Origin of the sequence: Candidatus Accumulibacter contiguus (genome assembly GCF_012940005.1) — a bacterium.
Classification (GTDB): Bacteria; Pseudomonadota; Gammaproteobacteria; order Burkholderiales; family Rhodocyclaceae; genus Accumulibacter; species Accumulibacter contiguus.
The window spans coordinates 1-14,345 of record NZ_SPMX01000050.1 but is presented as its reverse complement, the minus strand read 5'-3'; the positions used below and the strand labels follow the sequence as shown (position 1 = coordinate 14,345).

Genomic DNA, 14,345 nt, shown 5'->3' with positions numbered 1-14,345 from the left:
ACGTACTGCCCATGAAATGAGCGATAAAACCAATCACAACAGCGGGTTGGCCAAGCCAGACATCTTGTAACGCAGGTTGCAAGATGTCTTGAGGCTCGGTAGTGATTTCAATGGGTTGCGTGGGGCAGACATCTTGTAACGCAACTGGCTCTGCCGGCCCTGTCGTCGCTTCTCCTCTCTGGCCTTTCGGTCGTCGCCAATACCCCGGGTGGGCCTCGCGCCATGACTTCACCCGCGCGACATTCTCGGCACCGCGAAAGTAGTTCTGGTTGTCGCTCTTGGCCAGCCAGGCGCGATGACTGGCGGCCTTGCTCTCCTTGCGGCAAGCCGGCGCGGAACAGTATTTCTGGTGCCGCGTGTTTCGCGCATCCGCCACAAAAAATGCCCCGCACAACAGACACTTGAGATCTTCTGTACGCGCCATGGATTCCCTTCGCTTTCCCCGAAATGCGGCGCAACAGCGCGCTGCTCAGCACACTATGAACGCATGAGGAAAGGGAAAAAGCGAAGAAGGAAGAAAACCGAAGAACGAGGAAGAAGAGTCAAAAAGACCTTCAGAGGAAAGTCGTCGAAGAAAATCGACGAAGAAAATCCATGACGATCAAACCGCCAAATTCACATGACTTTCGGAACGCCCCTGACACGCAGACCGCTGCTGCGCCGTGCCGCAGGCTCCCAGGGCCTGTTCGTCGCCGCTCGATCGCGGGTTGACCGGCGCTGATTGCCCCCCCTATACTTGATTGCATGCCACTCCCCCTGCACCCTCCTGGCGCTCCGCTCGTCGCCCCGCAACGGCGGCAGGGCCAGCGGCTGGTGGTGGCCGCGGCGTGAGCAGCCGGCGCTTCATCGACTGGTTCGTGCCGCCGCGTGCCGACGCCCGCGTCGCGGCACGGGCGCGGATTGTCGCCCGCTCGCTGTTGACCATCTCAGCCGTGGTGTCGCTGCTGCTCGTCGCCTTCATCGTCGTGCGCAGCCGGCCGAGCACGCTCGAACTGACGCTCTTTGCGGTCGCGATCTTGACGCCGGTCGGCGCTGCGGCCGCCATCCGCTTCGTGTCGCGGCCGACCGAAGTCCTCCTGCTCACCAACCTGCTCGGCAGCGTGTATGTCGTCGTCTGGGCCTTTGCCACCGGCGGCGTTCTGTCGGCGGCGGCGCCCTGGCTGATCGCGCTGCTGGCTACGCTGGGCACCTTCGGCCGCGCGCGCGTGCTGCTGGCTGCCTTCGCCATCGACATCCTGCTGCTCTTCGCGCTGTACTGGGCGACGGTGTGCGGGCTGCTGCCGCCGAACCTGGTCCCCGCCGAGGAAGCCGCCCTGCTTGCGTTCATCGGCCAGCTCTCGTCGCTGGTCGTCGTCGCCATGGCAGCGCGGATCGTCCTGCGTGCGCGGGCGGCCGACAGCACCAGCATACGGCGTGGTGAGCAGCGCCTGCAGCGCATCGTCAATGGCATGCCGGCGGCGATTGCCCACGCCGATTACACCGAGAGTATGCCGCGCTATTCCTTCGTGAACCGGCGCTACGCGGAGTGCTTCGGGCGCACGGCCGAGGCCGTCGGCGGCATGGGCGTGCCGGAGCTGCTTGGCGACGAGGCCTATTGCCAGATCGAGCCCCATCTGCAGCAGGTACGGCGGGGAGAGGCAGCCGAATACGACATGGCTCTGCCGATGTCCGACGGAAGCACCCGCTATGACCGCACGTACCTGTTGCCCGACCGGGCAGAGGATGGCTCGGTACAGGGTGCCTACATCTTCGCCATCGACGATAGCGAGCGCAAGCGGATCGAGCAGCAACTCATCGCCGCCAAAGAGGCTGCCGAGTCGGCAAGCCGGGCCAAGTCGGCTTTCCTGGCCAACATGAGCCACGAGATCCGGACGCCTATGAACGGCGTCATCGGCATGGCCGACCTGCTGCTGCATGAGCCCCTGGCGGAGCGGGCGCGGCACTACGCACGGACCATCCAGCGCTCGGGGCGGGCGCTGCTCGGCGTGCTGGACGATGTTCTCGACCTCTCGAAGATCGAGGCGGGGAGGCTGGATCTGGAATCAGCGTGCTTCGATCTGCCGGCGATGCTGCGCGAGCTGCAGGATCTCTTCGGCGAGACCGCGCGGCTCAAGAACGTGACCCTGCGGGTGACGGCGGCGGCGGATCTACCGCGTTGGGTGACAGGCGACGTCGTCCGGCTGCGCCAGGTGCTGTTGAATCTGGTGTCGAACGCGGTGAAGTTCACGACACACGGGACGATCGACGTCGACGCCTGTCGTGAGGCTGATGGCGCTCTGCGTTTCGCCGTCCACGACACCGGCATCGGCATCGCGGCGGACAAGCAGGCGCAGATCTTCGAAGCGTTCGCGCAGGCCGAGCAGGGGACGACCAGGCGCTTCGGTGGTACCGGGCTCGGGCTGTCGATCGCGCGTGAACTGGTACGCCTGATGAGTGGCGAGATCGGGGTGCAGAGTTCACCGGGCGAGGGTTCATGCTTCTGGTTTCGAGTCCGCCTCCCCGAGGCAACGGCGCCGGCGGCGGCGGGGCGCCGTGCCGTCGCCGGGTCTTTCGCCGGTCGCCGTGTTCTGGTCGCCGAGGATGACCCGGTCAACGCCGAGGTGACGCGGGCAACGCTGCTGCACTACGGAATCGACGTCGTGCTGGTGCCCGACGGTGAGCAGGCTGTGACCGAGCAGGCGCGCCAACCCTTCGACCTGGTGCTGATGGACTGCCAGATGCCGCGAATGGACGGCTTCGAGGCGACACGCCGGATTCGCGAGGTGGAGAAGCTGCGCGGTACGCAGCGGACGCCGGTGGTTGCGCTGACGGCGCACGCCATGGCAGGCTACCGTGACGAGTGCCTGCAGGCGGGAATGGACGACTACCTGGTGAAGCCGTTCGAGGCGGCGGCGCTGCGGCAGATGCTCGGGCGGTGGCTCAACAACCAGCCATGAGCGACGGCACCCCGCCACCGCTCTCGGGCAGCCGACCGCTCCCGTCGGGCTGTAGCGAATATTTTCCGAGTGATTTTGTCGGATTTTTTTTACAGTCGCGCCGTGCCCGCAGGCTGGAAGCTCATGCAAACAATGCCTTGCAACAATGGTGCGGATCTTGCTTCAGTCTGCACGGGGGCGGGCTGCCCGAATCGCGCGAAGGTGCCGGTTGGTCGATCGCGCGTCCGCTCGACCCCCGCACGCGGCGGCCGTGAGGCTCGCCATGCGGACAACCAGCCTGACAAAGGAGACTACCCGATGCGTACACGTTCATGGCAATCCTGTTTTCTGGCGGCAACCCTGAGCCTGACTTCCAGCCTGGCCTCGGCCACCGTCTACACCTACGCCGCTGATCTTGGCCCCGAAGCCCTGGGCGCCACCGGGTCCGGTATCGTCAAGCTCAAGTTCGATGATGCGACCAACGATCTGTCGATCCACGCCGATTTCACCGGCCTGTCCGGAACGACGACGATTGCGCACATCCACTGTTGTACGGCAACCGCCGGTACCGGAACGATCGGCGTGGCAGTGACCCCGGGCACGCTGCCCGGCTTTCCTGTGGGCGTATCGGCGGGCTCCTACTCGGCGCTCATCGACCTCGACCTGGCCAGCAGCTTCACCAGCGCGTTCATCAACAACTTCGGTGGCGCGACCGTTGCCGGCGCGCGCACTGCGCTGTTTGCCGGCCTCGATGCCGGCACGGCGTACTTCAACATCCATACCAGCAAGTTCCCCGGTGGCGAGATCCGCGCTTTCCCCGAGCGCGTTCCCGAGCCCGCTTCGCTGCTCCTCGGCGCCATGGGCATCGGAGCGCTGGTGCTGACCCGGCGCGGACGGCGACGCCTCTGAGAGCACGGCTTTGGCTGCGGCGCCGGTCGGGCGCCGCAGCCGGGGGGCCTCAGCAGTCGACACCCGGAATTCGACGCGACGGTCGAGGGCGTCGCCGGCATCGTCGGTGCCGGTGCCGACGAATTTCGCAGTCGCCGAGCATGTTGGTCAGGCCGTCGGTGCATAACAGCAGCCGGTCGCCGGCGGAAAGATCCAGCACCGCCGTGTCAGGGAAGTCAGGGCTTGGGCATTGCTGCCGCGCCGTCCCTGGATGTCGGCCATGGCGGCATGGGTTTTGGTTCGTCACGGCCCAGATCGCGGAACGAGAGCGCCAGGTTGTTGAGCCCGTCGGCATCGAGCGCGGCCACGGCCTGAAGGGGCGGGCATGGGGCCGTTCGAGCGCGGCGACGTCGACTTGCAGGCATCGGCCCAGCAGATCGGCCACGGCGGCGGGCATCGCCGGGTATAGGCTGTTGGCGTTTCGCGGCGCGGCCAGGTAGGAGCCTGGTTGAACGCCGGGTCGAAGTCGCCGGCATTGCCGATACAGGTCGTGCAGCCGTAACCGGCGAGCGCGAAGCCGAGTTCGGCGAGCGGCTCCAGGAGGCCGGCCTTTTCCAGATAATCGGTGACCATCCGCGAGCCGGGAGCCAGCGAGGTCTTGATGTGCGGCTGCACGCGCAGGCCTTACGCGAAATTTCTGGTTGGTGAAGGGTGCAGATGGCGCATTGCGACTATAGAACAGTGGAGATAGCCCTCCAAAGCAGACTCTTACGCCTTCCAGCACAGTTTTTTCTGCTGCCCTACAAAGCGCAGGCCGCCCCGAAGAGTTCCACGGCCCAGTTCGCTGCTGGCAACTTTCGCAGCCGGATCGCGCCAAAGCCTGAATTAACCCGTGAAACCTTCTTGCAGATGTCTTCCAGCCGCTTCAACACCGCCGCGTCCATTTCCGGCCGGCGCGTTGCTCCGGAACTCAAATAAGCAATTGCCGTATTGGCTTTGATGCGGGCCTTGTCTTCATCAGACGGTAACCTATGACCTCGGTTAAACGGGGTCAGGCAAGCGGTCGGATTTTCCCCGAGCAGCGTGGCCCAAATGTTCGGGTGGTCACCAGAATAGGAGCCATGGTGCGCCACTTTGTAAGCTGAACCCGTAGGCCGAGCGGCGCACCAGGCGTTGGACACCACCGCGCCCCAACCGCAGGTAGGATGGCTTTCCAAGTCAGAGCCTAACAACGCCGCATCCCCGTCAAAGTCAATGTGTAGCACCACCGCTTCGTGGTTGGGGCGCAGGTCCGGTGCGTGGTTGATTTGCGCTACATTTCGCGGTAGATACTGGGCGAAATGGGCCAGGGATTGGGCGAAAGCAGCTGGGACTGGCGAGAGTGCCGATACTCGAACGTTCCGACCATTTGCGGACAACTCCAGTACAGAGAAGCGTTGCTGTAGAAAACTGACCTCTGCTCGCTGGGCGACCACAGAAAACAGTTCCTTTGCGCCACGTGCCAAGCCGGGGGCCGCTGATCCCCCATAGGCTGCGAGGAAAGCAGAAGCCTCGTCGCTGTTGAACACAGCGGACAACATAAACTCGGCATCCGGGTAGTGCGCAGCCAGCCGGGACATGCCTCGCACGTGATCGTCATGCCAGTGCGATGCTACGATAGTCTTGACATGCTTGGGCTGAACACCGATGGCCTGGAGGTATGCGTGGGTTGCCGGGCCTTTGGTTGCGGGATCGATGCAGGAATCGACCAGCAGCCAGTTGTTTTCGCCGAGATGGACCGCGATCGCTTCACCGAAGCCAGGCCCGAAGAGCGTGATTTCCAGCTCGTCGTGAGCAGGACCGCTGCCGTAATCACTCATTCAGCGATTGGCCGAGCCTTCATCTTCGAACGTATCATTGCCGCGTCTGCCTGGATACGCTGGATCTGCTGCCTGGACCAGGCCGGCCGCCGCCGAAACCGCAGTTCCTGCGCGTTCTCTACGCTGCCCCGGCGCAGTCGTTTGAAGAGAGTCAGGTAAAACACGGCACCGGGCTGGACCAGATCACGGTCTTGGTCGGCCACCCATTGCAGGTCGATTTCAGCGGTATGGTCAGCAACCTGCCCAATTCTTGCAGACAAGAGGACGCTCATCACCTCACTCTGCAAGTCCACGCTCAGTACGCGGCCTTCCCAGATCTGGATCACTGAGGCATCAGTGTCAACCTGGGTTCCGACCGACTTGACAGGCAATGGCGCCAAGAACGCCTTTTCGGCGCGCTGCGAGACACTGCTCGCCAAGTCCGTCCGATCGTAGAACACGGTGGAACTTCGCACGACTTCAACGGGTTTCGGAGCTACAGGCTCGCTCTGGAAGTCGAACGGGTCGGCGATGCGGGAGCTACGGCCCCTGCGCGCTGGACTAGTGGTCTGGACTAGCATGTTTGGTGGTTATCCAGCCAGAGCCTGCGAAAGAATACCATCAAATACCCGAACGGCGTCTTGCCAAGATGTCTCCCAGTTCAAAGCGATGGTATCGGATGCAACCTCGGCGGCAGTTACGGCGTCATTGCTGGAGGCAACGACATGGTGATCGTTGTAGGCGAAAAAAAACCCCGCAACGAACCTTGGTAGAAGGCTGGACGGAAATCCGCTTCTCATCACCGGATACGGGGTTCCGGCTCTTGTCGGTGCGCTGGATGAGCATTGTCAGATCGACCAGGCCGGTGGTAGCGTGCTTTTCGGGGTAAAGACCGTTCCAAATGGTTTTTGGTGCCAATACGTCGCCGACTCGGTGGTACTCATCCTTGCTGGCTAGCCGGTAATGTCCGAGGAAATTTAGCCCGACAGCAGTGATTGGTGTGTGCGGCACCAAGGACAGGATCCCGATTGCCAAGTCCGCAAACGCCGGGGTCAAAGGTCCCTTGCTGGTCAGCGAAAACTGCTCTTCGAACACCTGAAGCGCAAACCAGTCGGTTTCGAACGCACAAACCTGGTGCGAAACTATCAAAGACGCGTCGTTCCGCGCACCGTCCAGGTCGTCTGTTCCGATCAGATTGTTTCGCTCTAGCCAGTCCGGCGTGAAAATGGCCGGATTGAAGGCACCTACCGCGACGATGGAAGAGCTGAATATGTCCGCTTGTCTGGTCAAAGGAGGCAGGTGTGCAGGGGTTGGATAGCGCGCAATTATATGAGATTTCAACATAGCCATTCTGCAGCAATTAGTCGGTCGTGTTTCCCGCAGGTGCTCCGAGCAGTTCGCCGAGAACGTAGGGCAGGATGCCGCCCGATCGGTAGTAACTGACCTCGATCGCCGTGTCGATGCGGCACAGCAACGGGCGTTCGCTGCGTTCGCCGTTGGCGCGCTCGATCACCAGGGTGAGCGCCTGCATCGGCAACAGGCTCGGGCCGATGCCGAGGATGTCGAAGGTCTCGTCGCCGCGCAGGCCCAGAGAAGTCACCGAATCGTCGGCAACGAACTGCAGTGGCAGTACGCCCATGCCGACCAGATTGGCACGGTGGATTCGTTCGTAGCTGCGCGCGATCACCGCCCGCACGCCGAGCAGGCGGGTTCCCTTGGCGGCCCAGTCGCGTGACGACCCGGTTCCATACTCCTCGCCGGCGAAGATCAGCGTCGGCGTGCCACGCTCGAGATGGCGCATCGCGGCGGCGAAGACCGTCGTCTGCTGGCCGTCGAACAGCGTGTAGCCGCCCTGTGGCTGGCGTCCTTCGGCGTCGGCCGGCAGCATCAGGTTACGGATGCGCACATTGGCGAAGGTGCCGCGCATCATCACCTCATGGTGGCCGCGGCGGGCGCCGTAGGAGTTGAAGTCGACGCGTTTGACTCCCTGCTGGGTGAGCCACTGCCCGGCCGGCGTGTGCTCGCCGAACGAACCGGCCGGCGAGATATGGTCGGTAGTGACCGAGTCGCCGAGGATCAGCAGCGCCCGCGCGCCGCGAATGTTGCCGGCAAGCTGCGCTGGCAGTTCGAAGAACGGCGGGCGGGCGATGTAGGTCGATGGTGGCCAGTCGTAGACCTCGCCGGCCGGCGCCGGAATGGCTTTCCAGAGATCCTGGTCGGCGCCGACGTCGGCGTAACGCCGGCGGAAGGTCTCGGGATCGAGCGCGAACGGCAGCACGGCGTCGATCTCTTGCGAGCTCGGCCAGATCTCGCGCAGATAGACCGGCTGGCCGTCGGCACCGCGACCCAGCGCTTCGCTGTCGAGGTCGATATTGGCCCGGCCGGCGATTGCAAAAGCCACGACCAGCGGCGGCGAAGCGAGGTAATTGGCGCGCAGATTGGGATGGATGCGCGCTTCGAAGTTGCGGTTACCCGAGAGCACCGCGGCGGCGACGAGCTGGTGATCGGTAATCGCCTGGTTGAACGCCGGGTCGAGGTCGCCGGCATTGCCGATACAGGTCGTGCAGCCGTAACCGGCGAGCGCGAAGCCGAGTTTGGCGAGCGGCTCCAGGAGGCCAGCCTTTTCCAGATAATCGGTGACCACCCGCGAGCCGGGAGCCAGCGAGGTCTTGATGTGCGGCTGCACGCGCAGGCCTTTGTCGACGGCCTTCTTCGCCAGCAATCCGGCGGCGATCATCACTGCCGGATTGCTGGTATTGGTGCATGAGGTGATCGCCGCGATCAGCACGTCGCCATGGCCGAGATCGACGCCGGGCCGCCCGGTCGCGTAGCGCTGTCGCAGGGTCTCGGGTGGGCGAGCGAAGCCGTCGGCCGACTCGGGTGCGCTCAGCAGGGTATTGAAGCGGCTCGCCATCTCGGGCAGCGCGATGCGGTCCTGCGGCCGCTTGGGGCCGGCCAGTGAGGGGACGATGCTGGCCAGATCGAGGCGGACGGTACGCGAGTAATCGATCTGGCCGGCGCGCGGAATGCCGAACAATCCCTGTGCCCGGAAATAGGCCTCGAAGAGCACACAATCCGCTTCGCTGCGGCCGCTGCTGCGCATATAGTCGATGGTCTTCTCGTCGACCGGGAAAAAGCCCATCGTCGCCCCGTACTCCGGTGCCATGTTGGCCAGCGTCGCGCGGTCGGTCACCGACAGCGTGCTGGCTCCCTCGCCGAAGTACTCGACAAAGGTGCCGACCACTTTCTCACGGCGCAACAGCTCGGTTACCGTCAGCACCAGATCGGTGGCGGTGACGCCTTCGCGCAGGCGGCCGCTGAGTTCGACGCCAACTACGTCCGGGGTCAGGAAATAAACGGGCTGCCCGAGCATCGCTGCTTCTGCCTCGATGCCGCCGACCCCCCAGCCGACGACGCCGACGGCATTGATCATCGTGGTGTGCGAGTCCGTGCCGACCAGCGTGTCGGGAAAGCACAGCCGTCCCTCGGCGCGCCCTGTACCCGCTTCCCGCATTGCCTGCTGACGAACGCCGTGGAACAGATGTTCGAGATTGACCTGGTGGACGATGCCCACTCCCGGCGGCACGACGCGGAAGGTCTCGAAAGCCTGCATTCCCCATTTCATGAACTGATAGCGTTCGCGGTTGCGCTCGAACTCGAGAGTCATGTTCTGCTGCAGCGCCTGTGGCGTGCCGTAGTAATCGACCTGTACCGAGTGGTCGACGACCAGGTCGACCGGCACCAGCGGCTCGATGCGCCGCGGGTCGAGTCCGCGCGCCTGCGCCACCTGCCGCATCGCTGCGAGATCGCAGAGCAATGGCACGCCAGTGAAATCCTGCAGCACGACGCGCGCGACGACGAAGGGAATCTCCTCGCTGCGGCGTGCGCGCGGCTGCCACTCGGCAAGTTCGAGGATGTGTTGCTCGCTGACGCGCTGGCCATCGCAGTGACGCAACAGCGCTTCGAGAACGATGCGTAGCGACACCGGTAAACGAGGCACATTGCCAATCTCGGCAGCCGCCAGTGCCGGCAAGGAATAGAACAGAACCTCCGATTGGCCGGGAGGCGTGAAGCGAGACAGCGTATTGAATGGCGAGTGGGACATGTCGAACCTCCGGACAGATGCGCGCCTGGCGCAGATGGTGGATTGACAGCGGGTGGTGGCAGTACGTTCGCTGCTGCTGGCACGGATTCACTTCGTGAGGCTCAGCGAGGGCAGAATCGACGATGGACCGCCACTGGATGGGAAACATCTACTCTCGTCGCTGGGATAGAATGCTGACGTAGTCCCGCAAGTGTCGGGGACGGGTGCAAGCAGGATGGGCCTGCATTGCCGCGATTCCCGCTTGAGCTTAGCGTCCGCGCGCATTTTATGAAGGCTGCCAGGCAATGAGTTCCGATCCTTCCAAACCCGCCGGCCACAGTCCCCGGCAATCCGTGCCGGATCTTGCCGCCGCTTCGCCCGCTGCGGACCCGCTTGTGGTGCAGGCGCGACAATTCGTCGACCACCTGCTGGAGCGGGCAGCCGCACAACAGGCGGCCGGGCGTGATGAGGTGGAACATCTCGGCCATCTCGAACAGGCCGAACTCGCCCGTCGCAGCGCGATGCTCAAGGAGCCGCTGCGCGCGCTGGCCGGGCGCGCCGAAGACGGCGGCGACGTGGCCCAGGCATTGCTCGCGCTGCGCGACCGCGTGGAGGAACTCGATCCCGCCCGCTTCGATCTGGAGCCGGGATTCGCCACACGCCTGATCGGCTACATTCCGGGGATAGGCACGCCGCTCAAGCGCTATTTTTCTCGTTATGAAAGCGTTTCGACGGTCATCGACCGCATTTTGCAGTCACTGCGTGCCGGGAAGGAGCAGTTGCGGCGCGACAACCTCACCTTGCAGGGCGATCAGAAGGAGATGCATGCCCTCGCCGAGCGGCTGGAACATTCGATAGGGCTATCGCGGCTGGTGGATGCGGAACTTGAACAGCGGCTCGCCACGCAGATCGAACCCGACACGGCACAGGCCAGATTCGTCGCCGAGGAATTGCTGTTCCCGCTGCGGCAGCGCATCCAGGACATGCAGCAACAGTTGCTCGTGGGCCAGCAAGGCTACCTCACCACCGAAGTCATCGTGCGCAATAACCGGGAACTGATGCGTGGTGTGGATCGCGCCGTCAATGTGACGGTGAATGCGCTGCAAACTGCTGTGGCGCTTGCGCTCGCACTGGCGAACCAGAAGATCGTGCTGGACAAGGTGCAGACCATCACCGACACCACCAACAAGTTGATTGGCGCCACCGCCGCGCGCCTGAAAAGCCAGGGGGTGGACATCCATCGTCAGGCTGCTGCTACCCAGCTTGATCTGGAGGTGCTGCGCAAGGCCTTCTCCGACGTGCGGGCAGCCCTGGACGCGCTAGCCAGTTTCCGCCGCGCGGCGCTGCCTGAAATGGCGAAGTCGATTCTCGAAATGGACCGCATCGCCGTTGCGGCCGCAGGTAGCGTGCGCGCGCTGCAGCAGGGCAATGCTGCAGCGGATGACTGGCACACACCTGACCAGAACGGCGCATGAATCCACTGGCGCCGCGTGCTCTCCGGAGCTTGCTGCGCGATCCGCGCAGTGGGTTCGTGCTGGCCGTGACGGGCTTTCTGGAATGGGCGTTTGCCGCGTGGTTCGCGCCGTCCGCCGCGATCCACATCGTCGCGCTGGCGCTGGGCGCCGGACTGCTGGTGCTTTGGCCGGTCCTGGCTGCACGCGCTGCCCAGGAAAATGCGCGCACCGCCCCCGCCGATGACATTGCTCCGCTGGCGGCCGAATTGCGCGAACTTGGCGCGCGCCACGCGGATGCCCGCCGCGGCGTCGAACAATTGAGCATCCTGTGCGACCAGCGCCGTACCCTGGCCATCGTGCTGGGCCGGCGGCTGGACGCCGGCGAACTCACCTTCGACCGCTATCTCGCAACGGCCGACAAGGTCTATCTCGCGGCGCTGGATAACCTGCACGAACTGGCTTTGGGTTTGCGCAGCGTAAGCAGCAGGGATGCCGACTATCTCGACCAGCGCCTGCGCGAAATGCACGCTGCCGGCACACACCCGGACAGCGCCGGTGCATGGCACGAACGCAAGCGCTTGCACGCCGGCCAATTCGAGAAAGCGGCCGACCTGCTGGCCCAGAACGAAGCCGCGATTACCGCGCTGACCAGGGTGGCGACAGCATTCGCCAATACGCATACCGGCAAGGATCGCAGCGAACTCGACACCCGCACGGCCATCGCGGAACTCGAACGACTGGCAAGCCAGACCGGCCGCTATGCGGCGGACGGCGCACGGCCGCCGGGCAAGAGATGAACGGCTCGCCGCTGCTCAAGCGGGCCGACTGGCTCGGCACAGGCCACTCACCGAAAGGTAGATCATGAACAATTCCTCTCCAGGCGCGTTCGGCATCCTTCTTGGCGCACTCCTGACCTTGCTGCTGTCGGCTTGCGGGCCGGATCGTTCCCAGCCATTGACCAGCGAGCAGGCCCACGCCGAACTCGCAAAGCACGTGCAGCGCGTGGCCTATGACACCCGTCCGGTGCGTGCGCAGGTCAATCTGCCTGTCGGCGCGCCGGCCACGCTGGCCGATACACTACCCGACATCGCAAAATTCCCGGTCGTCGTGGAGCCGGCCGCTGGCGCCGGTGACGTGGTGGCCGAAATATTCAGTTCGATCGAAAAATCCGGCAATGGCAGCGATGGCTGGCTGACCGAGGTTGCGCGCGATTTCAATGCCGCGAACGAGAAGCTTGCCGACGGCCGGCGTGCTCAGGTCCGCGTGCGCAACATCGCCTCCGGCACCGCCTACCAGTTCATCGCCTCGCGCAAATATGTTCCCGACGCCTATACCCCATCCTCGCATCTGTGGATACGCATGACGGCCGCGAGCGGCATGGCGGTCACGCCGATCAGTGAGCGTCTGGCCGGCAATCTTGCGGGCGTCGTGCTGAAAAAGGATAAAGCCGACAAGCTACGCACCGCGGGCGGCCAACTGGACGTCAAAATGCTCATCGACGCGACCGTACAGGAGCGCATCGTGATGGGCTACACCGATCCCTATGCGAGCACGACCGGCCTGAATTTCCTCCTCACGGTGCTGCAGACCTTCGCCGGCGGCGAAACCGCGCGCATGCTGGCGCCGGACGTGGAAAGCGCGTTCGAGGGCTTTCAAAGCAAGGTGCCCTTCGTCGCCATCACCACCCTGCAAATGCGCGATTCGGTACAGAGTGGCGGCTCGCTCGACGCCTTCGTGATGGAGCGCCAGACCTTCGCAAACATGCCGGAATTGAGCAGCGGCTACGAATTCGTGCCGTTCGGCGAACGCCACGACAACCCACTCTACGCGCTGGGCAAGATTCCCGCCGAGCGCGTCGAAGTACTGAAGCGCTTCGCGGCGTTCGCGACACAGCAGAAATATCAGGCGAACGCAGCCAAGTATGGCTTTAATTCGCCCATGGACCATAAAACCCCCTTTGCAGCGCCGCCCGGAGAGATGATCGCGCAGGTACAAAAACTCTGGAAAAAGGCCAAGAACCAGAGCCGGCCGGTCGCAGCGGTATTCTTGTGTGACATCAGCGGTTCCATGCAGGGCAGCCGGCTGCGCAACGTCAAACAGGCCCTGCTGCAGGGCTCCGACCTGATTGCCGCGAGCAATTCGATAGGCATGGTGCTGTTCAACGACAAGGTGACCGAGGTGGTGCCGATCAAGCCTTTCGATCTACGCCAGAAAGCCACGCTGCGCACGGCGATCGCACAGATCGATGCCGCCGGTGGCACCGCGATGTACGACGGCATCGCGGTAGCCCTGTCGCTGCTCGTCAAGGAGAAGGCCACACACCCGGACGTGCAGCCCATGCTGTTCGTGCTCACCGACGGCGAAACCAACCAGGGCATGAGTTTCGACGACATGCGAATGATCATCAAAGGACTGAATATTCCGATCTATGCCGTGGGCTACGAGGCTGACATCAAGGAACTGGCACGCCTGTCGGGTCTCGTCGAGGCGGCCAATCTGAATGCCGGCGAGGGCGACATCGGCTACAAGATCGGTTCGCTGTTGAACGCGCAGATGTAAGCCGGCCATGTCTGCTCTGCGCACCTGGCTGGCACTGGCCGTCACGACTTTTGCTGGGCTCGGCGCAGGCTACCATGGCTACCTGCAGACCCACCCGCGTCAAGTCGTGGTGGTCGTGGATAGCTCCTATCCCATGCTCGAAGTCTGGCCTCAGGTTGCCTCCGTGCTGGACGATCTGGGCCGGCGGCGATATACGCAGTTTTTCCTGAGCACGGAGAAAAGCGTCGTCCACGAATGGTCCGACCGGCTGCAGACGGGCCGCATCACGCCCTATGCACCGCGGGACTTTTCCCGACTGAACGGCCTGCTGCCCCCGGCCGCGAATGCCGAGGTCTATTTCCTGACCAACGCCGAAAGCGCACTGACGGAAAGCTTTGCCGGCTGGCATGTGATCCGGCTGACACGCCCGCACAGCTCGAATTGAAAATTCTGATTTCGCCCATGCCGGCAAGCCGCTCGCCGCGATCTGCCACGGCGCGCAACTGCTGGCCGCCGCCGGCGTACTTTCATGATCGGGGGTGCCTGGAAAAGTCATGACCGTTAATGTGAAAGTCGCGTATGCGACTCACGAATCTCCCTCCCCCCTCGCGGGGGAGGGTCGGGGAGA

11 protein-coding genes and 2 pseudogenes are annotated in these 14,345 nt (G+C 63.8%); 8 read left to right on the top strand and 5 right to left on the bottom strand.

The genetic code is table 11. The features are described 5' to 3' along the window. Window positions 1–295 precede the first annotated feature (295 nt). The 3 genes from E4Q08_RS24105 to E4Q08_RS16000 all read left to right on the top strand — a co-directional run bounded on the left by E4Q08_RS24105 (window position 296) and on the right by E4Q08_RS16000 (window position 3,824). Entirely contained in the window at window positions 296–598 is a 303-nt protein-coding gene (locus E4Q08_RS24105) for a hypothetical protein (protein WP_211203457.1), read from the top strand. A gap of 229 nt (window positions 599–827) precedes the next feature. Further along, a complete protein-coding gene (locus E4Q08_RS16005; protein WP_169071120.1) occupies window positions 828–2,936 on the top strand; it encodes a hybrid sensor histidine kinase/response regulator in 2,109 nt (702 codons plus the stop codon). Between the two features lie 297 nt (window positions 2,937–3,233). Continuing rightward, the gene (locus E4Q08_RS16000; RefSeq protein ID WP_034909861.1) at window positions 3,234–3,824 is read left to right on the top strand and encodes a CHRD domain-containing protein; all 591 of its coding nucleotides are present in this window, start codon (window positions 3,234–3,236) and stop codon (window positions 3,822–3,824) included. A 480-nt stretch (window positions 3,825–4,304) separates the two neighbouring features. Here the strand turns inward: E4Q08_RS16000 and E4Q08_RS26200 are convergent. From E4Q08_RS26200 to acnA, 5 genes and pseudogenes are all read right to left on the bottom strand, one after another. Continuing rightward, window positions 4,305–4,487, bottom strand: a pseudogene (locus E4Q08_RS26200) (aconitase family protein); the annotation flags it as partial. Window positions 4,488–4,603: 116 nt separating this feature from the next. Continuing rightward, window positions 4,604–5,662 (bottom strand): MBL fold metallo-hydrolase, encoded by a 1,059-nt coding sequence (locus E4Q08_RS15990; protein ID WP_169071119.1) that lies wholly within the window; start codon window positions 5,660–5,662, stop codon window positions 4,604–4,606. Then, window positions 5,659–5,988 (bottom strand): hypothetical protein, encoded by a 330-nt coding sequence (locus tag E4Q08_RS15985; RefSeq protein WP_169071118.1) that lies wholly within the window; start codon window positions 5,986–5,988, stop codon window positions 5,659–5,661. Before E4Q08_RS15985 ends, E4Q08_RS15990 begins: the two co-directional genes overlap by 4 nt. 358 nt (window positions 5,989–6,346) lie before the next feature. After that, entirely contained in the window at window positions 6,347–6,985 is a 639-nt protein-coding gene (locus E4Q08_RS15980) for a hypothetical protein (RefSeq protein ID WP_169071117.1), read from the bottom strand. 16 nt (window positions 6,986–7,001) lie between these two features. Beyond that, window positions 7,002–9,746 carry an aconitate hydratase AcnA gene (gene acnA / locus E4Q08_RS15975; protein ID WP_169071116.1) on the bottom strand — a complete coding sequence of 915 codons (2,745 nt, stop codon included), beginning with the start codon at window positions 9,744–9,746 and terminating at the stop codon, window positions 7,002–7,004. A 284-nt stretch (window positions 9,747–10,030) separates the two neighbouring features. Here acnA and E4Q08_RS15970 point away from each other — a divergent pair, with 284 nt between their 5' ends. From E4Q08_RS15970 to E4Q08_RS15950, 5 genes and pseudogenes are all read left to right on the top strand, one after another. Next, on the top strand, window positions 10,031–11,200 hold the full coding sequence (locus tag E4Q08_RS15970; RefSeq protein ID WP_169071115.1) for a toxic anion resistance protein: 1,170 nt from the start codon (window positions 10,031–10,033) through the stop codon (window positions 11,198–11,200). Next, window positions 11,197–11,976 (top strand): hypothetical protein, encoded by a 780-nt coding sequence (locus E4Q08_RS15965; protein WP_169071114.1) that lies wholly within the window; start codon window positions 11,197–11,199, stop codon window positions 11,974–11,976. The genes E4Q08_RS15970 and E4Q08_RS15965 overlap by 4 nt, the downstream gene beginning before the upstream one ends. A gap of 64 nt (window positions 11,977–12,040) precedes the next feature. Then, complete coding sequence (locus tag E4Q08_RS15960) at window positions 12,041–13,738, top strand: VWA domain-containing protein (protein ID WP_169071113.1); 1,698 nt, start codon at window positions 12,041–12,043, stop codon at window positions 13,736–13,738. Between the two features lie 7 nt (window positions 13,739–13,745). Beyond that, complete coding sequence (locus E4Q08_RS15955) at window positions 13,746–14,162, top strand: hypothetical protein (protein WP_034910513.1); 417 nt, start codon at window positions 13,746–13,748, stop codon at window positions 14,160–14,162. A gap of 10 nt (window positions 14,163–14,172) precedes the next feature. Next, window positions 14,173–14,244: pseudogene (locus tag E4Q08_RS15950) on the top strand (protease); the annotation flags it as partial. Between the last annotated feature and the right edge of the window lie 101 nt (window positions 14,245–14,345).